The following is a 21,435-nucleotide window of genomic DNA, read 5'->3' as shown; positions in this document are numbered from 1 at the left end:
TTTACAAAGAGATAGAAGAAATAAAGTAATAACATTTAACTTGCAGCTAAAACTACTTTTATAAAAATTTTAGCCGCATACTTACTAATAAAAAGCGATTATTGAGTGCTTATAACATCTTCAGACAACAACCTCTCATCGTCTTTATAAACTTCAAGCCAACCTGGCGGTGATGTATCGCAGCCAATAATAGTTACTTGTAGCACATAACTATAGCGACCATTTTTAAAGGTATAATGATGATTCCCACCGCTACCTTCAAATGTAATATCGCCATTTAGTAAAACCATATCAGGCTTGTCGCTTGGTTTTTTATTAATACCCCACACTGCATACCGATAATTATGATCGCCTAAATCATCAACTCGAATATGGTAGCTAGACGTTTTCCAATCGAGTACTGGCTTTTCAAATGTATTAATACTTGCGTGCAAGGATTGCTTACCTTGTTCGATTAAGCTTTTAGCAAGTGCCTGCTCTTTAGTATTTTGTGTATTTACAGCAATAATTTTACCTTCGGTATCTACCCACATAACGCCGTTATTTAGCATAATGCCACGCCAACCGACACTATCCCAATCGGTATCAATATTAGAGCTACCAATAACTGCGGCGAGGTCATCATTAAATATCTCATCAAAGCGGTTAATAAACTCAGCTTCATTTTTAATGTCAGGTATGGGGTATCGTCGTTTTAATGGGTAACGAACAAGTGCTGCAATTGCGGCTTTGTCATTAGCTTCAAATGCAGCAATAACAGGTAAAACGAACTCGTGATACTTTTGCTCAAGAGCAAATGTGCTAGATGTAAAAAGTAGAGATAAGCAAAGTAAGATGAAATTTAGATACTTCATTTTTAGTCCTTTAGCGCGTTCATGTCTTAATTTACCGCCTAAAGGCATGCTTAAACCTTTAGATGTTATAGAGATTAATAATAAATATATAGATTATTAATCCGCTTATAAACGAAGCTAATGCATTTAAGTAAACCCGGGTGTTATAGCCCTTCATAAACCATTCTTTTACTAACGTTATTGGAATCAAAACTAAGCACAAATAAGCAAACCAAGGGGATACAAACATATCAGCTAAGCTAGATTGCATTAAAAGATCACTATTGCCATATCTTTCGGTACTTATCACCTCATAACTCTCACGATCGAATGCGGTGGCAGCGACTCCAAATAAGAAAATTATATGAGTAAATAGTAAAGCTAAATTTAAAGTTCTTTTTAACAAGCTAATATCACGAGTTTTAATAGTACACGAGCTATGCATTTTAGTTTTTCTGTTCCTAAAATATGATTAGAACGGCTAATTTGACTTGTTTTACGTCAAAGTGCAAAAATACTTTTATCAATATGATAATAAAAATGGTGAAGCAGAGTCAGATTACGTTACTTAAAATGAAACAGAGTTTGCTCTTTATTTTATTTTTTTGACTTAACCTTGGGTGTCATGGGTTGAAGTATCATCAGTAATTGAAACTTTAAACAACAACGCCCTCATTTTTAAGGAACACCATTTAGTTCGAGTTTAATTTTTGGTACTCCTATGTCTGCAATGCTAGCAGGCTTGCTCTGGCTAAAAATTAAAAATACCGAAATTAGCCTACACAGTTTAAATAAGTGGTACAAACTATATGGAATAACTTTATTACTTATGGTGGTTACTACACCTATTATACCAACATTATTGAAAGTAAAATTGATGATAAAGGTTATAGTATTTTTAATTGGTATGCCCGTGGTTCCATTTATGCACCGATATTTAGGTAACCGGTCAAAGCTATCGCATTAAAGAAGGCTTTAAAGTCAGAGTGGATAATATATTGGTTAAAACAACAAACGTCTAAACCAACTCCAGAAGTTGTCATGAACAAAATAGATGAGTTATTAGCCAATAAACATTAATGATTTTAGAACAAAAAACGAGCCTAATTTGGCTCGTTTTTGTTTTACTGATAGCTAAAAACTGACCGTTCGCTCTACTCTGGATCATACCCCAAGTTCGGCGACAGCCAACGTTCAGCTTCTTCAAGCGTCATATTGGTTCGTTTAGCGTAGTCTTCTACCTGATCCTTTTGTACTGCTGCTACTGCGTAGTATTTAGCTTCTGGGTGTGAGAAGTACCAACCTGAAACAGCAGCACCTGGCCACATGGCGTACGAGCTAGTTAGCTGCATGCCAATGCGTTTTTCGGTGTCGAGCAACTGCCAAATTTTCTTTTTCTCGGTGTGCTCTGGGCACGCTGGGTAACCTGGCGCTGGGCGAATACCTTGGTAGTTTTCGCGTATTAGCTCATCGTTTGCTAGGTTTTCGTCTGGTGCAAAACCCCAATACTCTTTACGTACTTTTTCGTGCAGGTATTCTGCAAACGCTTCTGCGAGCCTGTCGGCAACCGCTTTAATCATTATTTTGTTGTAATCGTCTTGCTGTGCGTCAAACGCATTCGCTAAGTCGTCTTCTTCTAAACCGCCCGTTACTGCAAATGCGCCAAAATAATCTGGTGTACCTTTGGGTGCTATATAGTCGGCTAGGCAGTAGTTAGCAAAGTCGGTTTTTTCGGTTTGCTGACGTAAATGACATGAGGTAGTTAACAGCTCTTTGCGTGTTTCGTCGGTGTATATTTCTATGTCGTCCCCAACGCGGTTAGCAGGGAATAAACCAATTACGCCAAGTGGTTGCAAACTGCCTGCTTTTTCAAGGTCGTCTAACATATCGTTAGCGTCTTTAAATAAGCTTTGCGCTTGCTCGCCTACTACTTCATCGGTCATTATGCGCGGGTATTTACCAGCGATTGACCACGTCATAAAGTATGGCGTCCAATCTATGTATTTACGTAAAGTGGCAATTGATACGTTTTTAAACTCGATCACGCCGAGCTTTTTAGGCACTGGTGGCGTGTAGTTATCCCAATCGAGTTGTGCTGCGTTATCGCGTGCGCGCTGGATTGTGACAGGCTTAGAGCGTGGTTTTTTACGTGCTTGTTGCTCGCGTACTTTTACATATTCAGCTTGGGTTTTTTCTAAAAAACCAGGCTTATGCTCTTTTGATAATAAATTAGATACTACACCTACCGCACGGCTGGCATTACTTACATACACTACGCCTTTGTCATATTGCGGCTCAATTTTTACTGCGGTGTGCGCTTTAGAAGTAGTAGCTCCACCAATTAACAGCGGCAGTTCAAAACCACGGCGTTTCATTTCTTTTGCTACGTGTACCATTTCGTCAAGCGATGGGGTAATTAAGCCCGATAATCCAATAATATCGGCTTTTTCGTCGATTGCGGTTTGTAATATTTTATCAGCCGGTACCATTACACCTAAGTCGATTACTTCATAGTTATTACATTGCAGTACCACGCCTACAATATTTTTACCTATGTCGTGTACGTCACCTTTTACGGTCGCCATTACTATTTTACCGTTAGTTGAGCCTTCTTCTTTTTCAAGCTCAATGTATGGGTCTAGGTAGGCTACGGCTCGCTTCATTACGCGCGCCGATTTAACAACTTGTGGTAAAAACATTTTACCTGCCCCAAATAAGTCGCCTACCACGTTCATGCCGTCCATTAACGGCCCTTCAATTACGTGAATAGGTTTAGCTGCTGCGGCGCGGCATTCTTCGGTATCTTCATCTATAAAGGTAGTAATACCTTTAACAAGCGCGTGCTCAAGGCGTTTTGCAACAGGCCATGTGCGCCACTCTAAATCTTCTACTCGCTCGGCTTGCGCCATACCCGAGTATTTTGGTGCAAGCTCTACTAAACGCTCGCCTGCGCCTGAGTCGGTGTTAAGTATTACGTCTGTAACGGCTTTACGTAGTTCTTCTGGTATATCATCGTAAACGGCTAGTTGCCCCGCATTTACAATACCCATGTCCATACCAGCTTGAATAGCGTGATATAAAAACACCGAGTGAATGGCTTCACGCACGGGGTTATTACCCCTAAACGAAAACGATACATTTGATACACCGCCCGACACTTTACAGTGCGGCAAATTTTGTTTAATGCGGCGAGTGCCTTCAATAAATTCTACGGCGTAGTTGTCGTGCTCTTCAATACCGGTGGCTACGGCAAATATATTAGGGTCGAATATAATATCTTCTGGCGCAAAGCCAATGTCTTCTACCAATATTTTATAACTGCGCGCACATATTGCGAACTTACGGTCTGCCGTGTCGGCTTGCCCGTCGGTATCAAACGCCATTACAACAGCGGCTGCACCAAAGCGTTTTATTATTTTAGCTTGGCGAGTAAACGGCTCTTCGCCCTCTTTTAACGATATTGAGTTAACAATAGCCTTGCCTTGAATACACTTTAAGCCTGCTTCTATTACTTCCCATTTTGAGGAGTCGACCATAATTGGTACGCGAGAAATATCAGGTTCTGAGGCTATTAAGTTTAAAAACTTAACCATGGCGGCTTTTGAGTCCAACATGGCTTCGTCCATGTTTATATCAATAACCTGTGCGCCGTTTTCTACTTGTTCGCGTGCCACTGTTAGCGCGGCTTCAAAGTCTTCTTCCATGATTAAACGTTTAAACATGGCAGAACCCGTTACATTGGTACGTTCGCCGACATTAGTAAATACTGCTATTTGTTGGGTCATGCTGGCTCCTTAATTTAAGTTACAGGCTTCAAGGCCTGATAAACGCATGCGTACTTCAAGCTCTGGTAGTTGGCGTGGTTTAACGCCCGCTAAACCTTTTGCAAAAGCGCGAATATGCGCAGGCGTGGTGCCACAGCATCCGCCTACTATATTAATAAAGCCCGATTTACCCCAATCGATAATTTCAGTTGCCATATCGCCCGCTTCTAAGTCGTATTCACCAAACTCATTTGGTAAGCCCGCATTAGGGTGTACCGATGTAAAGGTTTCGCACACGCGCGATAACTCTTCTACATACTGGCGCAGTAAATCAGGACCAAGCGCGCAGTTTAAGCCAATCGAAATAGGCTTAATATGGCGAATAGAATTATAAAATGCTTCGGTTGTTTGCCCCGAAAGCGTACGGCCAGAGGCGTCGGTAATAGTACCCGAAATCATAACTGGTAATTTACGCCCTGCTTGCTCAAAGGCTTCTTCAACGCCAAACGAGGCGGCTTTTGCGTTAAGGGTGTCGAATATAGTTTCGATTAGTATTAAATCGGCGCCGCCTTCCATTAATGCAAGTGTTGATTCAATATACGCAGTAACCAGCTTGTCAAAGGTGACATTTCGGTAACCCGGATCGTTTACGTCTGGCGAAATTGAACACGTTTTAGATGTCGGCCCTAAAACACCGGCTACATAACGTGGTTTTTCTGGCGTTTTAGCCGTAAATTCATCACAAATGGCGCGTGCTAATTTAGCCGACTCTAGGTTTATTTCACGACTTAGGCTTGCCATGTCGTAATCTTCCATCGAAATAGTGGTCGAGTTAAACGTATTGGTTTCGATAATATCGGCGCCCGCTGATAAAAAACCACGATGAATATCAGTGATTAAATCGGGCTTGGTTAGGCTTAATAAATCGTTATTGCCTTTAATTAATACATGCCAGTCTTTAAAACGCTCTCCGCGATAGTCTTCTTCTTCTAGCTTATGATCTTGGATCATGGTGCCCATAGCGCCATCTAAAATTAAAATGCGTTCTTTTAATGCGGCGCTTATTTCGGCTTGCTTATTATTTGTAGGAGCGTTATTCGGCATAGTTGTTAGTCCTCACGTCTTGGCTAACTAAATTAATATCATACGGTGTGGTTTGGTACACGTAGTAATTTAACCAGTTCGAAAAAAGTAAAAAAGCATGGCTTTGCCACGTTTTTGAAGGTTGTTTGGTTGCATCGTCATCCGGAAAGTAATTTTCGGGTTTTGGTGCATTAGGGCTTTTTTTACAATCGCGGTCGTATTCTGCTTTTAGCGAGTCGGCGTCGTACTCTGGGTGACCGGTTATAAACACTTGGCTACCCGATTTATTTTTAAGTAAGTAAGCCCCTACTCGCTCAGAACCAGCCAGTACAACTAGCTCATCACAGGCGTTTATTTTATTTATATCAATGTGGCCATAACGCGAGTGCGGTACTAAAAAGGTGTCGTCGAATCCGCGAGTCAGTGCGCCGTGATCAAAGTAACATTGGTGAGTAAATACGCCACACAGTTTGTCGTCTTTTAAATCGCGTTTTAAATTGTAACGGTGATATAGCGCTGCATGTGCTGCCCAGCACGAAAATAACGTAGAGGTAACGTGTTGCTCAGCCCAATCAATAATGACTTTTAACTCATCCCAATACGCTACATCGTCGTATTCTAAATGAGCAAGTGGCGCACCGGTTACAATTAACGCATCGTAATTGTTGTCTTTAACCTCAGAAAAATAACGATAAAAGGTATCAAGGTGCTCTTCTGAGTTGCTACTACTGCGGTGAGTGTCGAGGCGCAGCAGCTCTACGTTTACTTGCAAAGGCGAGTTGGCAAGCAAGCGGATAAACTGAACTTCGGTTTCTACTTTATTAGGCATTAAATTTAAAATAGCCAAACGCATTGGGCGTATTTCTTGCGTTTTTGCACGTGTTTTTGGCATTACAAATACGTTTTCTTGACGTAAACGTGCAATTGCCGGCAACTCGTCTTTTACTGTAATTGGCATACTTTACTCCTGCTCATAAAAACCGAAGCTTAATTATGAACTGAAAGTAAAAAATATCAACCTCTAGATGTATAGATGTCTAAATGAAATTTATTCATTCTATTAAATTAGGATTTACCGAGGTGGTATGTATGAGGAAAAACGCCTCTATTATAAAATAACCTGCTTTAATATTTTGAAGTAGCGCTACTAAAAACGAGTAGCGCATATACAGTTAAAAACGGTAAACCACAGATAAATTAAGTGCGTAAATATCGCCTTCATCTGTATCAAAATATTGGTATTCAGCGCTTAATTGCCAGCGTTGAGTTAACCTAAAGTCAACGCCAGTTCCATACGTTACGCCGCCTTCGTCGTAGTTTTGCTCAGTTATTAACGTAGAATTTGTATCTGTACCAGTTATTGATTCTGCAAGGTTTTTTAAGTCGCCTTCATTGTAACTTAATTTATTTCTACCATAGCCACCAAATAAAAACACATCAGCTCGAGATGAAATTGGATAATTAGCTTTTACAAATATACTTGTTTGCAAATCAAGGCTTGAATCGATTTCGCTCTTAATGAATTCTGAGCTAAGCGAACCGTCCTGTGGGTTCTGAGTATAAACAATTCCGTTTAGAGGAGTTGACTCATCATTTAACCCAAAACCTATACGCCCTTCTAATGCAAAGTATCGCGAAAACTGATATCCAAACCGGCCATAAAGCGTTGTAAACTGTATGCTATCACTCTCGTATACATCAATTTGCGTAGACCCTATCCCTATTCCTTGGTAATAACCATTTACGTGGAGTATGTCTGCTTCGCTCGAAAATGAGTATAAACCTAAAAGTAACGCTCCTAACTTTGTAACTATTTTCATGTTCATTCCTTTAAATCTTTGTAATATTTAATAATGTGATGTTTAACAACAAACTAAGTGTGGCCTGCCTATATAACTTGCTTATACTTTACAGCTTGTAAATATACTGTACCACTTTTGTTAAAAATGGAATGTATTTGAACAATATAAAACAATAGATTACAGAATTTTACATAATAGAAATCCTGTAATAGTAGTGTTTTAAACGAGCAATCAAAACAAAGTACCGCTTAGGTAAGCGTATTGTTCTATACAGCATTCGTTGACTGTTTCACCTGTCAGCCACTACAATACAACATTGAAATTTTTATTATTATTTGAAGGCTTTCCTCCATGGTTTTACCTGATAAATTTATATTCTCGATGAGTCGAGTATCTAAGGTTGTGCCACCTAAGCGCACTATCTTAAAAGATATTTCGTTACACTTTTTTCCTGGTGCTAAAATTGGTGTGCTTGGTTTAAACGGTTCTGGTAAATCTACGTTACTACGTATTATGGCCGGTGTTGACCAAGATTTTGAAGGTGATGCACATCCTCAGCCTGGTACAAAAATTGGTTATTTACCGCAAGAGCCTGTTTTAGACGAAAGCAAAACAGTTCGTGAAATTGTTGAAGAAGCTGTTGGCGAAGTTAAACACGCACTTAAACGTCTTGACGAAGTGTATAACGAATACGCCATGGAAGACGCTGACTTTGACGCACTTGCAAAAGAGCAAGGCGAACTTGAAGCTGTTATTCAGGCGCACGATGGTCATAACATCGACAACGTTTTAGAGCGTGCTGCTGATGCACTTCGCCTACCAGAATGGGATGCTAAAATTGAGCACCTTTCAGGTGGTGAGCGTCGTCGTGTTGCTATATGTCGATTATTGCTTGAAAAACCAGACATGCTTATTCTCGATGAACCAACTAACCACTTGGATGCTGAGTCGGTTGCATGGTTAGAGCGCTTCTTACACGATTACGAAGGCACTGTTGTGGCGGTAACGCATGACCGTTACTTCCTTGATAATGTAGCGGGTTGGATATTGGAGCTTGACCGTGGTGAAGGTATTCCATGGGAAGGTAACTACTCTTCTTGGCTTGAACAAAAAGATGCGCGCTTACAGCAAGAACAAAAATCTGAAAAAGCACGTCAAAAATCAATTGCGCAAGAACTTGAATGGGTTCGTTCAAACCCTAAAGGTCGTCAAGCTAAGTCAAAAGCACGTATGGCTCAGTTTACTGAAATGCAGCAGTCTGATTACCAAAAACGTAACGAAACTAACGAGATGTTTATTCCACCTGGCCCACGTTTAGGCGACCAAGTGCTTGAAGTAACTAACCTTCGTAAGAGTTTTGGCGATCGCGTTTTAATTGACGATTTAAGCTTTAGCATGCCAAAAGGTGCCATTGTGGGCATTATTGGTGCTAATGGCGCGGGTAAATCAACGCTGTTTAAAATGATCAGTGGTGAGCAAAAGCAAGACAGCGGTAGCATTACCGTTGGCGAAAGCGTACACCTTGCTACTGTTGATCAGTTCCGCGACGGTATGGACGAAAGCAAAACTGTTTTCCAAGAAATATCAGACGGCCAAGACGTACTAAAAATTGGTAACTTTGAGTTCCAAAGCCGTGCGTATGTAAGTCGCTTTAACTTTAAAGGTAACGATCAGCAAAAGTTTGTTAAAGACCTATCAGGTGGTGAGCGTAACCGTTTACACCTTGCTAAGTTATTAAAAGCTGGCGGCAATGTGTTACTACTCGATGAGCCAACCAATGACTTGGACGTTGAAACACTACGTGCACTAGAGAACGCTATTTTAGAGTTCCCTGGTTGTGTAATGTGTATCTCGCATGACCGTTGGTTCCTTGACCGTATTGCTACGCACATTTTAGATTACCGCGACGAAGGTCAAATTAACTTCTTTGATGGTAACTATACTGAATACGAAGAGTGGCTTAAAAAGACACTAGGTGCAGCAGCAACTGAACCTAAACGTATTAAGTACAAAAAAATTGGTTAATATTTACTGTAGCTAATTTATTACAGTAATACTAAGCCCTGCATTTATGCGGGGCTTTTTTATGCCACCAGCATTACAGGAGCATATCCTGCTAGCATGTAGAGAATTACCCGCTATGCTTAATTTATTATAAAAACAGTAAGGCTAAATTAGGTTATGCAAAATCGTCGTCAGTTTTCTCGTGTTTTATTTTCAACCGATGCACAAGTAATTTTTAATGATCACCAATACCCATGTAAATTACTTGATGTATCTTTGCATGGCGCATTAATCACTAAATGTGATGCTTTTATTGGCAACCAAAATAGCCAAGCTGTTCTGCGTTTTTCGCTGCCTCAAAGCGAAATAGAAATAAAAATGGAGGTTGTGGTGTGCCATATAGAAGCAGATCATATTGGTTTAAAATGCCACCATATTGATATAGACAGCATTACTTATTTAAAGCGTTTAATAGAGCTAAACTTAGCTGATGACGAACTATTACATCGCGAACTCGCTATGTTGATTCACGACACGCAAGAATAGACTCATTTGGATTAGTTGATTACCATAGTGCAAACTTTTTAACTTGTGCAAACATGACTTTAAATCCACATTTACCTTTGGTGTATCACCCTAACTACTCGTTTAATTTCGATCCAAAGCATCGTTTTGCAATGAGTAAGTTTGCACATTTATATCAGCATGTAGCAAAGCTTGGTTTGATTGGCGATAACCTGGTTGAGCCAATATTAGGCACGCCAGAGCCACTTGAGCTAATACACTGCGAAAATTACATACATGATTTGTGGAATAACCGCTTAGATGAAAAAGCAATGCGTCGCATTGGCCTACCTTGGTCAAAAGAGCTTATGGCACGTACCTTTACAGCACCTCAAGGCACTTTGCAAACAGCTCGTTTAGCACTTAAACATGGTATAGCGTGCCACTTAGCCGGTGGTACACACCATGCGCATACCGATTTTGGCTCAGGCTACTGCATGGTTAATGATTTAGCCTTTACCACGCAAACTTTAATTGAATCGGGTGAAGTAACTAACGTGCTTATTTTTGATTTAGACGTGCACCAAGGTGATGGCACAGCCGCAATGTTACAGCATCAAGCATACGCTTATACTTGCTCTATCCATTGTGAAAAAAACTTCCCTTTCAGAAAATCCGCTAGCGATTTAGATATTGGCTTAGCCGATAATATGAAAGACGACGAATACCTTGCCGTAGTTGACGACACCTTGAGTTATTTACTTAAAGAGCTAAACCCAAGCTTGGTACTTTACGATGCTGGCGTTGATATTTGGCAAGGCGATGGCTTGGGTAAATTAGATATCAGCTGGGATGGCATAGTTAAGCGCGACCATTTAGTGCTAAAACGCTGCCTTGAACACAACACACCCGTAGCCACAGTAATAGGTGGAGGATACGATAAAGACCATCTTCGCCTTGCTAAACGCCACGCTATTGTTGTTGAGCAAGCAGCTCGCTTTTAGTTTGAAATAAAAATGTTAAATTCCCGTTCTTATTTAATATGTAAAATAAGAACGAACATATTATGAAGCAACTATTTATTGCCATCGCACTAATTTTTATAAGCTTTACAAGCTATTCGCAAGAAGAAAGTACGCAAGAAACATACCCTAAGTTACCTACATTAAATTTACAAATGGCTGATGGATCTACACTCAATACTCAAGATTTATTAGGTCAACCTTACGTTTTGCACTTTTGGGCAACGTGGTGTCCGTACTGTAAAAAGCTGCAGCCAGCACTTCAAAAAATTGATGATATGGGCTTAAAAGTTATTGCCGTGAGCTTTAAAGAAGATGACGATGCTACTCCCGCTAAAACGCTTAGCGATAGAGGTTATACTTTTAAAACAGCCGTAAAAGCCGATGCAATAGCACAGCAATTAGGTATACGAGGCACACCTACTACATTGTTTGTAAATAAAGAAGGCAATGTAATTTGGCTGACTAATACGTCAAACCCAGAGGACGCAAACCTACATTTAAAGGCACGAACATTGTTGCACTCCATATCTGAGTAATAATATAGGTCTAAATTTAGTTTAAAAATATAAGTAATATAAACTTTATACTACAATTTAAGCTCATAAATTAATTGAGATTATAATGCGCTTACTACTTACTTTATTACTAATTACTTTAAGTGGCTTTGCCGCAGCTGAAGAAGAAAAAGCAGAACTTCCACCGGTAGACCCCGCTTACAATGCTGAGCATCCTATGGCTTTGGTTAATCAAGGCTCATCTATTATTGCAATGAATTTACCCACCTATAATTTACCCAATGATGTGCAAGTTGTTTATAAAATAGGAAACCCCGATGTTCCATTTTTAGGCTTTGTTAGAAATGCCGAGTTAATCACCGTAAAGCCACAAGCGTTTAATATTCAGCATTTAATGCGTGGTGAAGAAATTACGATTATTGCCGATATTTACGAGGGTGATTATCAACAAGGTGGTAGTTTAATTTATTCAAAAAAAGAGTTGGTCTTGAGTAAGCAGCTGTATGCCAGAGAACTAAAAGATTTGAGTGAATCATCGCAATGGCAAGACTACGACATGATTACACTAAGCGGTACTGAGCGTATTTATATTCATAAAATTCAAAAATCACCGAGCTATAACCATCTTATTTTTGTAGATTTAGTTAATGCGTGTATGCAAAAACTTCGTACCTCAAAACGTGTCCCAGCTGAAAATGAGCTTACCTATAAATTTATTAATTGCGGCACACTTAAACCACTTTATTACAATGCTGATAATTTTAAGAAATAGTTAATGGTATCTAGTTACTTATATTCAGTGATTAGTTTGAGCCCTTGCTTCATTGCCTCAACTGATTGTCCTGCAAAGCCTAAGCGAACATAACTATATTGCTTAGACATTAAACTTCTCACTGAATCAGCAAAGTAAAACTCAGATTCTGCTTGTAAATATACGCTTTTACTTTGCATTGCTTGTTTTATATTGCTCGTATTTTTATTTAAGTTAACCCACATTGCCATGCCGCCATCTGGCTTTTTATACTCTATTGGTAAACCCTGTGATTGCAGCAGCGCCAACGTGTTGTCCATTGCTTCATAACGTTGTTTATAGTGTTTAGTCATGCGTTTTAAGTGGCGCTCAAATCCACCTTCTTGCATAAAGTGCGCAACGGCTAGCTGCATAACCACATCATTTTTATGATTCATTAACTGCTTCCATGCGGTTAACTGTGCTAATACTTCAGGAGCTGCACAAATGTAGCCAATTCTAGCGCCTGAGAACATGATTTTAGAAAATGTAGATAAGTAAATAATAATCCCAGCGGGATCGTCCCCAGCCATAGGCTGTAATGGCTGACAGCGATAATGAAACTCGTGATCGTAATCATCCTCTACAATCATTACGCCATACTCATAACATAATTGATAAATTTGCATGCGCCGTGTAGGCGAAAGCGTAACGGTAGTTGGGTATTGATGTAGCGGGGTTAAGTACAGCATTTTTATTGGATATCGTTTAAGTTGCGCTTTTAAATCATCAACACATAAACCATATTCATCTTGTTTTATATCTATTAATTGCGCGCCACAAGCAGCAAACGCTTTACGTGCTGGCGGATAGCCTAAAGTTTCAACGGCTACGAAGTCATCTTTACTTATAAATGCCTTTGAAATTAAAAATAAAGCTTCTTGTGAGCCATTACATACAAGTAAGTCTGATACTTTTAAACTTCTAGTTTTATGTAAGTAATCACTTATCTGAGCTTTTAGCTCACTCACTCCACCTATATCACCATAATGAAGTTTACTGGTATCTAAATGATTAAATACATGGCTCATAGAGCGTTTAAATTCTTTATAGGGAAAGCTATTTAAATCAGGAAGTCCACCTGCGAAATTATATACGTAGTCTTTTAAATTCATTGCCGGAATAGGCACGGCTAACTCTGTAGCAAATTTATAAGGTTTTGGTGTTAAAACTGGCGTGTGCTCACAGTTAGCACTGCTTTGAATTGGTAGTGTTTGAGTGACGCTATACCCAGAGCGTTCATGGGATTCTAGCCATCCTTCGGCTACTAATAACTGCAATGCGTTCATTATTGTATGGCGATTTAACTGATACGTTTGCGCCATAACTCGAGCAGAACTGAGTTTTGTACCAGGTGCAATATTCCCTTTTACAATTGAATAGCGCAGAGCATCTGCAACTTGTAAGTACTTAGCTTTGTTTGAGTTATTAAATTCAATATTAAGCGGTTGCATGTTATTCCTTTAAAACTGGTATAGCTAAAAAGCCAATTCTGGTTGTTTTTACCAAACCAAATAAGCGTACATTTGTTGCTCGTAAATAGCAAAGCTTAGAGGCAACATGTTTACTCAACAGATACATAAAACAAATAAGGTCATTTTAGAGCCATTAAATTATGAGCATTTAAACAGCTTATATAAAGCTGGGCAACATCCAAAAATATGGGAATGGGTATTAAGCAACTATACAAAAACACCCGAACAGTTAAAGAAATGGTTTACTACAAGTGCACAATTTAATAAAAAAGAACAAATTGTATTTGCCATAATAGACATAGCCAGCAAAGAGGTTGTAGGCACTACACGACTATTTAGATTAGATACACATAACTTAAGTGCTGAAATTGGTCATACATTTATAAGCCATCACTGGCAGCAAACTTATATTAATACTCACACTAAGTATTTACAGCTTAGCTATGCTTTTGACGCGTTGAATTTAGTGCGAATAACATTTAATACTCACGAACAAAATCAAAAATCTCGAAATGCAATTACTCGACTAGGCGCCCGATTTGAAGGTATAGCCCATAAAGATAGATTGCTAAGTGATGGAAGTTACAGAAGCACTGCAAAATTTAGCATTATTGACGAGCATTGGCAGAGTATTAAGTTGCAGTTAGAGGAGAAGCTTTAATGTACCCACCAATACATTTTCAAGAACATAATATTGAACGTTTGCAGGCATTAGTTGAGCAATTCCCTCTAGCGAGTATTTTAATGCCCTGCTCGCAAAGTGACTTAAATAATATATGCCAAGTCCCTGTATTATATGAGCCCTCACGTAATGTATTTATTGCACACGTAGCAAGACATAACCCGCTAACGCAATGTGATAAACAGTCAGTGAAATTACTATTTAATGGCGATAACTGTTATTTATCGCCCTCTTATAGCAATAATAAAACCCTGCCAAGCTGGCTTTATTCATCAGTACAAGTAACTGCAAATGTGAATATTATTGAAAGCGATAATGAGAAAGACAAAATAATGCGGCAACTAACGAGCCATTTTGAGCAAGGCTTTACGCCAATTTGGAAGATTACTGACGTGCCCAAAAGCAATCGCCAAGAAATGTATCAACAATTAAGCTTTATAGAATTTACTCCCACTCATTGGAGTGGAAACTTTAAGTTAAGCCAAAATAAATCACCTGAGGTAAGAGCAAGCATAAAACAAAGCCTAGAACTTGCCAATAAGCGCTCTATTGCAAAACTATTTTAGGCATAAAAAAAGGCTCTTTCGAGCCTTTGGATTAACTTTGGAATAGTTAAAAATTTTAAATTAGGTAAGCGTTAATAGCTGTGGAGCAACACTATGATAATCAACAGCCATAGCAATGCTTAACGCTGTAATATTAATAATTGAAAATGCGAACACTTTACGTGCCCAACTGCTCATATCAATATTACGACGATAACCACGTAGCGCCATTAGCAACCACCAAAAGCTGGTAATACAAGCAACAGCCATAAAAGCAGCACCTGTGTAGCCAGTAATTGGCAGTAACATCACAACTAATGCGTATACAGCGATGTAAAGTACGATATGGCGCTTTGCTTTATCAATACCTTGCGCCACGGGTAATACAGGAATACCTGCAGCTTGGTAATCTTTAAAGCGAAAAATAGCGATGGCGTAAGAGTGCGGCATTTGCCACAAGCTAAACATAACTAGCAGTATTAATGCGCCCATATCGAACTGCCCTGTTACGGCGCAGTAACCTACTACTGGCGGTACAGCGCCAGAAAGGCTGCCTACAAAAGTGCCATATACTGAGTTGCGTTTCATGTAGAGGCTATAAACCCCTACATAAATTACGTAGCCAAAGGCTGCAAAAAATACCGCGGCTTGAGTGGTATAGGCGATAAGTAAAGCAAAGCCAATAACGCCCAATAAAACACCGTGGCTAAGTGCAGCAAAGGCCGACATTTCGCCTGTTACTGTTACCCGCGTACGAGTTCGTGCCATGGCTACATCTATGTCTCTATCAATTACATTATTGATAGCACAACCTGATGCAACCACTAGCGACAAGCCAATTAATGTGGCAATCATTAACCATGGATCTATATCACCGCGCGAGGCAAGTAAAAACCCGCCCGCTACGCTGATCAAATTGCCCATAATAATACCCGGCTTTGTCACTGATAAATAACGACGAAACATCTTCAACTCCTAGTACATCATCATTGCGTTAGATTCATAAATGATCCAAACAGATAACCCAACAACCATTACGATGATCAGAGCACTGAATAGGAATGAAAAAGTACTTGCACGGCCATTTTCGGTGGTAAAATTAAGGTGTAAAAAGTACTTTAAATGCACCCAAATTTGTACGATTGCAAAAGTAACAATGCTCCAAAGCGTTGTTGCTTTTGAGAAGTCACCTTCCATAACCATATAAAACGGTATAGCAGTTAAAATTACCGATAGCACAAAGCCAATTAAGTAAGTTTTAACACTGCCATGAGATTCATCATGATGATCACTTTGCGTTTGTTTTAACGCATGCGTTTCGCTGTGGCTCATTACATTGCTCCCATCAAATAAACAACGGTAAATACACAAATCCAAACAATGTCTAAGAAGTGCCAAAATAGGCTTAAGCAGCTTAAACGCGTTACGGTTGCTTTGCCTAGACCACGTTTAGCAACTTCAATCATCATTATGGTCATCCAAATTAGTCCAGCCGTTACATGTAATCCATGTAAGCCAACTAATGAGAAAAACGATGTTAAAAAGGCACTTTGTTGTGGGCCATTACCGTGCACAATTAGGTGATGAAATTCGTATACTTCCATACCAATAAACACAGCACCTAAACAAAACGTAACAAATAACCAAGTAAGTGTTAGTGCCTTTTTTTGCCCTTGAGCGGCAATCATGGCAAAGCCAAAGGTAATACTACTAATAAGTAGTGCAGCAGTTTCTACTGCTACAAAGTCGAGTTCAAAAATATCTTTACCCGATACACCACCGGCTGTGTTCATAAATAACACAGCGTAAGTGGCAAAAAACGAGGCAAACAATAGGCAATCGGTCATTAGGTATAACCAAAAACCGAATATGGTGTCACCCGATGTATCGTGATGATCATGCACGTGGGCGTGATCATCGTGCGATACTGATTCTAAATTTGCAGAAAGTGTACTCACGCTTTTAGCTCCTTAATGCCACTTGAATTATACGCAGCTTCAGTGCGTGCAATTTCATCAGGTTGAATATAGTAATCAACATCGCTGGTGTAACAACGTTTGATAAAGATGGCAATTGCGCCGACTAGCCCAACAACAGCTAACCACCAAATATGCCAAATCATTGCAAAACAGAATACTGTTAAGCTTGCTGCCATTAACACGCCAGCTGATGTGTTTTTAGGCATATGAATAGGGCTATAGTTTGCTTTATCTTGGTATGCTTGGCCTTTTTCTTTCATGTCGGTCCATGCATCAATATCATCGATGTGTGGAATTGTTGCAAAGTTATAAATTTGCGGAGGTGAACTTGTAGCCCACTCAAGTGTATGGCCGTTCCATGGATCGCCTGTTGTATCGTCAAGCGCTTCACGGTCTCTAAAGCTCACATATAATTGAATTACTTGGCTAACAATACCAAACATAATAATTACAGCACCGCCTGCGGCAATGTATAACCAAATGTTCCAATCTGGGTTGTTAGTGTGGTTTAAACGACGTGTCATACCTAAGAAACCAAGTACGTACAACGGCATAAATGCAACGAAGAAACCGATAATCCAACACCAGAATGATGCTTTGCCCCATTTTTCGTTAAGTTTAAAGCCCATTGCTTTAGGGAACCAAAATACAAAACCAGCTAGGTAGCCAAATACAGCACCACCAATAATGGTGTTATGAAAATGTGCAATTAAGAATAAGCTGTTATGCAGTACGTAATCGGCACCAGGAATAGCAAGTAATACACCGGTCATACCGCCTACGGTAAAGGTAACCATAAAGCCAAGTGTCCAAAGTACCGGTACGCTAATACGTAAGCGACCTCGGTAAATGGTAAATAACCAGTTAAACAACTTAACCCCAGTTGGTACAGCAATAACCATGGTCATTACCCCAAAGAACGCGTTAACGTTAGCACTCGACCCCATCGTAAAGAAGTGATGTAACCAAACAATAAAGCCTAAAATTGAGATTGCACCGCTGGCGTAAACCATCGATTTGTAACCAAATAAACGTTTACCGGCAAAGGTAGAAATAATTTCAGAGAAAATACCAAACGCTGGTAATACTAATATGTATACCTCAGGATGACCCCATGCCCAAAACAGGTTGATGTACATCATGGCGTTACCGCCCAATTCATTGGTAAAGAAGTGGAAATCGAGATAACGGTCAAGCGTTAGCATTGCAAGTACAGCAGTTAAAATTGGGAATGATGCTGCAATTAAAATGTTTGCCCACGTACATGTCCATGTGAAAATTGGCATTTTCATTAGGGTCATACCTGGTGCACGCATTTTAAACACGGTTGCTAAAAAGTTTACTGCTGTTAGAAGTGTACCGAGCCCGGATATTTGCAAGGCCCAAATATAATAATCTACCCCCACCCCAGGGCTAAAGGTCAACTCCGAAAGCGGTGGATAGGCCACCCAACCTGTTTTAGCAAACTCACCAAACACTAGCGACATATTAATTAAAATGGCACCGCTGGCTGTAAACCAAAAGCTTAAGTTATTTAAAAATGGGAATGCAACATCGCGAGCACCAATTTGCAGTGGTAAAACAATGTTCATTAAACCAATCATAAATGGCATAGCCATAAATATGATCATAATTACGCCGTGGGCAGTAAATATTTGGTCGTAGTGTTCAGGTGGTAAATAACCGGGCGCACCACTGGTAGCAAGCGCTAACTGAGCACGCATCATAATGGCATCAGAAAAACCACGGAACAGCATTATTAGTGCTAAAAGAATATACATTACGCCTAAGCGTTTATGATCAACAGACGTGATCCAGTCGCGCCAAAGCACGCCCCATTTTTTATACTTTGTAATAAGCCCGGCAATAATAAGCCCAGCTATAGCAATAACCGACATCGTGAACACAAGAATTGGCTCATGAAACGGAATTGCGTCTATTGTTAGTTTACCTAATAACGACATTATTATTCCTCGCCCTGGCTGTGAGATGATGGCATTGAGTGTTCATCCATTGCTTGATGCTTCTTACTCATTTGCCCATGTTCGCCCATTGCATGTTGCTTTTTGTTCATATCGCCATGTGCCTGCATGTATTTCATAACGATGGTATGAAATAAGCCGTCATCAACTTTACCGTAATAAGCAACTGGGTTATTTTCGCTTGCTTTTGCAAGTTCAACATAATTTGCATGAGTAAGATTATTAGCGCTTGAATTCGCTTTCACATCACTCACCCACTTATCAAAACCAGCTTGAGTAGGTGTAGCAATGGCATTAAACTTCATACCAGTAAAGCCTGCACCACTGTAATTTGCCGAAAAGCCTTTAAATGTACCTGGCTCATTAGCAATTAAGTGAAGCTTGGTTTCCATACCGGCCATTGAGTATATTTGACTACCCAATTGCGGAATGAAAAACGAGTTCATTGTGCTCTCTGAAGTGATTTTGTATTCAACAGGTACATTAGCCGGAAACACTAATTCATTAACCGTAGCAATACCTTGCTCAGGATAAATAAATAGCCACTTCCAGTTTAATGAAACCACTTCAACAGTAAGATGCTTACCTTTACCTTCAATTGGTTTGTAAGGGTCTAGCTCTTGGGTAGACACCCAGGTAATAACACCTAAAATAATCACAATAACAATAGGGACAGCCCAAACTGCGGCTTCAATTTTATTTGAATGAGCCCATTTTGGAGCGTAAATTTCATGAGTTTGCGTGTCTCTATATTTCCATGCGAAATACAAAGTCATCACAATAACGGGAACGACTACAAGCAACATAAGCACGGTTGCAATGATGATTAAATTTTTCTCATCTATGCCTATCTGCCCTTTTGGATCGAGTATCCCGCCTTTACAGCCTGACAACGCCAGCACTGTACTAGCTAAAGCAATATTACAAAGGTTACGAATTAACAAGGGAGTATCCTACAAACCTAAAAGTTCTAATTTGCTGCTTTAAATAAAAAACAAAGCAACGATTTTTCGGTAAAACCCAAGTTAACTGGAATTAAATTATAAAAAATAAGGGGGCTATTCAAAACCTAAAGCTCATGCCAATAATGACCTAGCAACAAACCCAGCTTTCTAAACGCATTTATATAACGTAATAAAAGTTAACTTGGGTGAGTGGTGGTTGGCTGAAATGTGTTTAAAAAACACTGAGCTACTTTGTTTTAGCTAACCTTAATTATTTACAGCAAGAACAAATAATTAAAACCAGCAACAAAATGCAGCCTTACAGACAACCTGTAAAGCTAGGTGGAGCACGACAACCGTGTGCAACTTGCACTGGCTGAAGAACTTTAGCCTCGCTAAAAGCAAAGGCTGCTTTACGGAGGATAATTCCAGCACGACGCGCTGGAAAAATATGGAACAATAGCCAGCAAAGGCCAATAAGTAACTGACTTGATATGATCGGATGAGCTAAAAATTGCACAATAGTAAGTAACAGCGGCTCTACAATAAACCCATCACTTAATAGCGCTTCAAGCTTGAAGGCATCCTCTAGTGCACCACTTAGCAACATTACAGTATTAAACACTAATAAAGTTATAGCTACACACACGCCCTTGCCTGCTTTATTCAAGCGCTCACACGTCTGCGGCTCGCCAGAGGCAAGATCCGTATTTGTATGATGCAAAGAAAGTGTGTTCAAAAACATTAACCTACTAAAATGACTATAACAAAATTAGAGGAATACAGTTTGCAATGGAAAAATCAAAAAACATCGCTGCTGTAAGCCCTAAAACCAGGTGCTAAATACGATCAAATCCGGTTAGCACAAATTTACCTTGTGAAAATTGATCCGTATCAATCAAACTTTCAAAACTTACTGAAAGTTCGAACGTGAGTATAACAAAGAGAATTTTCTGTTCAACTAAAAATCAATTAATTTGAGTTAAGCTTTCGAAGCTATTTTGTTAATAAAAAATAACATGATAATAAACAATCGATTAGAACAAATAAAAAACGATTTAAATAGAAATATTTAATAGAATTATAGCTTTTTAGGAGGGGGTAATAATTGTGTGGCACAAATAAAAACAGCCCAAATTCAGTCACCACCGAAATTGAGCCGCTTTTCACACTGACAACATCTTCACACACAATATAAAGATTTTTTGTTTACACTGCGTGGCATTGTAAGGAAATAAAAACAACTCAAATGCAGTCACCACCGAATTTGAGTTGCCTTTCACACTGACAACATCTTCACACACAATATAAAGATTCTTGGTTTACATTACGTGGCATTGTAGGGAAATAAAAACAACTCAAATGCAGTCACCACCGAATTTGAGTTGCCTTTCACACTGACAACATCTTCACACACAATATAAAGATTCTTGGTTTACACTGCGTGGCATTGTAGGGAAATAAAAACAACTCAAATGCAGTCACCACCGAATTTGAGTTGCCTTTCA

At 39.5% G+C, this 21,435-nt stretch carries 19 protein-coding genes; 7 read left to right on the top strand and 12 right to left on the bottom strand.

The window, feature by feature from the left end; genetic code table 11:
• Positions 1 to 98: 98 nt before the first annotated feature.
• From I6E72_RS03995 to I6E72_RS03975, 5 genes are all read right to left on the bottom strand, one after another.
• Positions 99 to 854 carry a hypothetical protein gene (locus I6E72_RS03995; protein ID WP_197111120.1) on the bottom strand — a complete coding sequence of 252 codons (756 nt, stop codon included), beginning with the start codon at positions 852 to 854 and terminating at the stop codon, positions 99 to 101.
• A gap of 1,133 nt (positions 855 to 1,987) precedes the next feature.
• Positions 1,988 to 4,618 carry a methionine synthase gene (metH, locus tag I6E72_RS03990; protein ID WP_197111119.1) on the bottom strand — a complete coding sequence of 877 codons (2,631 nt, stop codon included), beginning with the start codon at positions 4,616 to 4,618 and terminating at the stop codon, positions 1,988 to 1,990.
• Positions 4,619 to 4,627: 9 nt separating this feature from the next.
• Positions 4,628 to 5,701 carry a homocysteine S-methyltransferase family protein gene (locus I6E72_RS03985; RefSeq protein ID WP_166378502.1) on the bottom strand — a complete coding sequence of 358 codons (1,074 nt, stop codon included), beginning with the start codon at positions 5,699 to 5,701 and terminating at the stop codon, positions 4,628 to 4,630.
• Positions 5,691 to 6,638, bottom strand: a complete 948-nt coding sequence (locus tag I6E72_RS03980) for a homoserine O-succinyltransferase (RefSeq protein WP_010555178.1) — start codon at positions 6,636 to 6,638, stop codon at positions 5,691 to 5,693. The genes I6E72_RS03985 and I6E72_RS03980 overlap by 11 nt, the downstream gene beginning before the upstream one ends.
• A gap of 214 nt (positions 6,639 to 6,852) precedes the next feature.
• The gene (locus tag I6E72_RS03975; RefSeq protein WP_197111116.1) at positions 6,853 to 7,500 is read right to left on the bottom strand and encodes an outer membrane beta-barrel protein; all 648 of its coding nucleotides are present in this window, start codon (positions 7,498 to 7,500) and stop codon (positions 6,853 to 6,855) included.
• A 333-nt stretch (positions 7,501 to 7,833) separates the two neighbouring features.
• Between I6E72_RS03975 and ettA the strand changes: the two genes are divergently transcribed.
• The 5 genes from ettA (at position 7,834) to I6E72_RS03950 (ending at position 12,302) form a co-directional block, all read left to right on the top strand.
• On the top strand, positions 7,834 to 9,507 hold the full coding sequence (gene ettA, locus I6E72_RS03970) for an energy-dependent translational throttle protein EttA (protein ID WP_007581203.1): 1,674 nt from the start codon (positions 7,834 to 7,836) through the stop codon (positions 9,505 to 9,507).
• Between the two features lie 156 nt (positions 9,508 to 9,663).
• Positions 9,664 to 10,032 carry a PilZ domain-containing protein gene (locus I6E72_RS03965; protein ID WP_007581201.1) on the top strand — a complete coding sequence of 123 codons (369 nt, stop codon included), beginning with the start codon at positions 9,664 to 9,666 and terminating at the stop codon, positions 10,030 to 10,032.
• 53 nt (positions 10,033 to 10,085) lie between these two features.
• The gene (locus I6E72_RS03960) at positions 10,086 to 10,994 is read left to right on the top strand and encodes a histone deacetylase family protein (RefSeq protein ID WP_021032146.1); all 909 of its coding nucleotides are present in this window, start codon (positions 10,086 to 10,088) and stop codon (positions 10,992 to 10,994) included.
• A gap of 62 nt (positions 10,995 to 11,056) precedes the next feature.
• Positions 11,057 to 11,551, top strand: a complete 495-nt coding sequence (locus I6E72_RS03955) for a TlpA family protein disulfide reductase (protein WP_197111115.1) — start codon at positions 11,057 to 11,059, stop codon at positions 11,549 to 11,551.
• A gap of 85 nt (positions 11,552 to 11,636) precedes the next feature.
• Positions 11,637 to 12,302, top strand: coding sequence for a hypothetical protein (locus I6E72_RS03950; RefSeq protein ID WP_197111114.1), 666 nt, complete (start codon positions 11,637 to 11,639; stop codon positions 12,300 to 12,302).
• A 14-nt stretch (positions 12,303 to 12,316) separates the two neighbouring features.
• Here the strand turns inward: I6E72_RS03950 and pdxR are convergent, their stop codons facing one another.
• Positions 12,317 to 13,774, bottom strand: a complete 1,458-nt coding sequence (gene pdxR / locus I6E72_RS03945) for a MocR-like pyridoxine biosynthesis transcription factor PdxR (RefSeq protein WP_197111112.1) — start codon at positions 13,772 to 13,774, stop codon at positions 12,317 to 12,319.
• A gap of 106 nt (positions 13,775 to 13,880) precedes the next feature.
• Here pdxR and I6E72_RS03940 point away from each other — a divergent pair, with 106 nt between their 5' ends.
• Entirely contained in the window at positions 13,881 to 14,456 is a 576-nt protein-coding gene (locus tag I6E72_RS03940; RefSeq protein WP_197111110.1) for a GNAT family N-acetyltransferase, read from the top strand.
• Positions 14,456 to 15,043 (top strand): FMN-binding negative transcriptional regulator, encoded by a 588-nt coding sequence (locus I6E72_RS03935; protein ID WP_169060007.1) that lies wholly within the window; start codon positions 14,456 to 14,458, stop codon positions 15,041 to 15,043. Before I6E72_RS03940 ends, I6E72_RS03935 begins: the two co-directional genes overlap by 1 nt.
• 60 nt (positions 15,044 to 15,103) lie before the next feature.
• Here I6E72_RS03935 and cyoE read toward each other — a convergent pair whose 3' ends face one another.
• The 6 genes from cyoE to I6E72_RS03905 all read right to left on the bottom strand — a co-directional run bounded on the left by cyoE (position 15,104) and on the right by I6E72_RS03905 (position 20,666).
• The gene (cyoE, locus tag I6E72_RS03930) at positions 15,104 to 15,988 is read right to left on the bottom strand and encodes a heme o synthase (protein WP_197111107.1); all 885 of its coding nucleotides are present in this window, start codon (positions 15,986 to 15,988) and stop codon (positions 15,104 to 15,106) included.
• A 9-nt stretch (positions 15,989 to 15,997) separates the two neighbouring features.
• Positions 15,998 to 16,354 (bottom strand): cytochrome o ubiquinol oxidase subunit IV, encoded by a 357-nt coding sequence (gene cyoD / locus I6E72_RS03925; protein ID WP_010555185.1) that lies wholly within the window; start codon positions 16,352 to 16,354, stop codon positions 15,998 to 16,000.
• On the bottom strand, positions 16,354 to 16,980 hold the full coding sequence (cyoC, locus tag I6E72_RS03920) for a cytochrome o ubiquinol oxidase subunit III (protein ID WP_024589277.1): 627 nt from the start codon (positions 16,978 to 16,980) through the stop codon (positions 16,354 to 16,356). Before cyoC ends, cyoD begins: the two co-directional genes overlap by 1 nt.
• Positions 16,977 to 18,965, bottom strand: a complete 1,989-nt coding sequence (cyoB, locus tag I6E72_RS03915; protein ID WP_007581166.1) for a cytochrome o ubiquinol oxidase subunit I — start codon at positions 18,963 to 18,965, stop codon at positions 16,977 to 16,979. Before cyoB ends, cyoC begins: the two co-directional genes overlap by 4 nt.
• Positions 18,966 to 18,967: 2 nt before the next feature.
• Entirely contained in the window at positions 18,968 to 19,927 is a 960-nt protein-coding gene (cyoA, locus tag I6E72_RS03910; protein WP_024608764.1) for a ubiquinol oxidase subunit II, read from the bottom strand.
• A gap of 319 nt (positions 19,928 to 20,246) precedes the next feature.
• Positions 20,247 to 20,666, bottom strand: a complete 420-nt coding sequence (locus I6E72_RS03905; protein WP_007581161.1) for a hypothetical protein — start codon at positions 20,664 to 20,666, stop codon at positions 20,247 to 20,249.
• Positions 20,667 to 21,435 lie beyond the last annotated feature (769 nt).

The sequence above is a fragment of the Pseudoalteromonas sp. NSLLW24 genome, assembly GCF_015864725.1.
Taxonomy (GTDB): domain Bacteria; phylum Pseudomonadota; class Gammaproteobacteria; order Enterobacterales; family Alteromonadaceae; genus Pseudoalteromonas; species Pseudoalteromonas arctica.
The sequence above is the reverse complement of the archived record's forward strand: the minus strand, read 5'-3'. Positions and strand labels throughout refer to the sequence as shown.

What these genes read in the sequence shown, in the direction of transcription:
- cyoD (WP_010555185.1), bottom strand. Translation starts at nt 16,354, where the DNA reads ATGAGCCACAGCGAAACGCATGCGTTAAAACAAACGCAAAGTGATCAT.
- I6E72_RS03940 (WP_197111110.1), top strand. Translation starts at nt 13,881, where the DNA reads ATGTTTACTCAACAGATACATAAAACAAATAAGGTCATTTTAGAGCCA.
- I6E72_RS03960 (WP_021032146.1), top strand. Translation starts at nt 10,086, where the DNA reads ATGACTTTAAATCCACATTTACCTTTGGTGTATCACCCTAACTACTCG.
- cyoB (WP_007581166.1), bottom strand. Translation starts at nt 18,965, where the DNA reads ATGTCGTTATTAGGTAAACTAACAATAGACGCAATTCCGTTTCATGAG.
- metH (WP_197111119.1), bottom strand. Translation starts at nt 4,618, where the DNA reads ATGACCCAACAAATAGCAGTATTTACTAATGTCGGCGAACGTACCAAT.
- ettA (WP_007581203.1), top strand. Translation starts at nt 7,834, where the DNA reads ATGGTTTTACCTGATAAATTTATATTCTCGATGAGTCGAGTATCTAAG.
- I6E72_RS03975 (WP_197111116.1), bottom strand. Translation starts at nt 7,500, where the DNA reads ATGAAAATAGTTACAAAGTTAGGAGCGTTACTTTTAGGTTTATACTCA.
- pdxR (WP_197111112.1), bottom strand. Translation starts at nt 13,774, where the DNA reads ATGCAACCGCTTAATATTGAATTTAATAACTCAAACAAAGCTAAGTAC.
- I6E72_RS03955 (WP_197111115.1), top strand. Translation starts at nt 11,057, where the DNA reads ATGAAGCAACTATTTATTGCCATCGCACTAATTTTTATAAGCTTTACA.
- I6E72_RS03980 (WP_010555178.1), bottom strand. Translation starts at nt 6,638, where the DNA reads ATGCCAATTACAGTAAAAGACGAGTTGCCGGCAATTGCACGTTTACGT.
- I6E72_RS03950 (WP_197111114.1), top strand. Translation starts at nt 11,637, where the DNA reads ATGCGCTTACTACTTACTTTATTACTAATTACTTTAAGTGGCTTTGCC.
- I6E72_RS03985 (WP_166378502.1), bottom strand. Translation starts at nt 5,701, where the DNA reads ATGCCGAATAACGCTCCTACAAATAATAAGCAAGCCGAAATAAGCGCC.
- cyoE (WP_197111107.1), bottom strand. Translation starts at nt 15,988, where the DNA reads ATGTTTCGTCGTTATTTATCAGTGACAAAGCCGGGTATTATTATGGGC.
- I6E72_RS03995 (WP_197111120.1), bottom strand. Translation starts at nt 854, where the DNA reads ATGAAGTATCTAAATTTCATCTTACTTTGCTTATCTCTACTTTTTACA.
- I6E72_RS03965 (WP_007581201.1), top strand. Translation starts at nt 9,664, where the DNA reads ATGCAAAATCGTCGTCAGTTTTCTCGTGTTTTATTTTCAACCGATGCA.
- I6E72_RS03935 (WP_169060007.1), top strand. Translation starts at nt 14,456, where the DNA reads ATGTACCCACCAATACATTTTCAAGAACATAATATTGAACGTTTGCAG.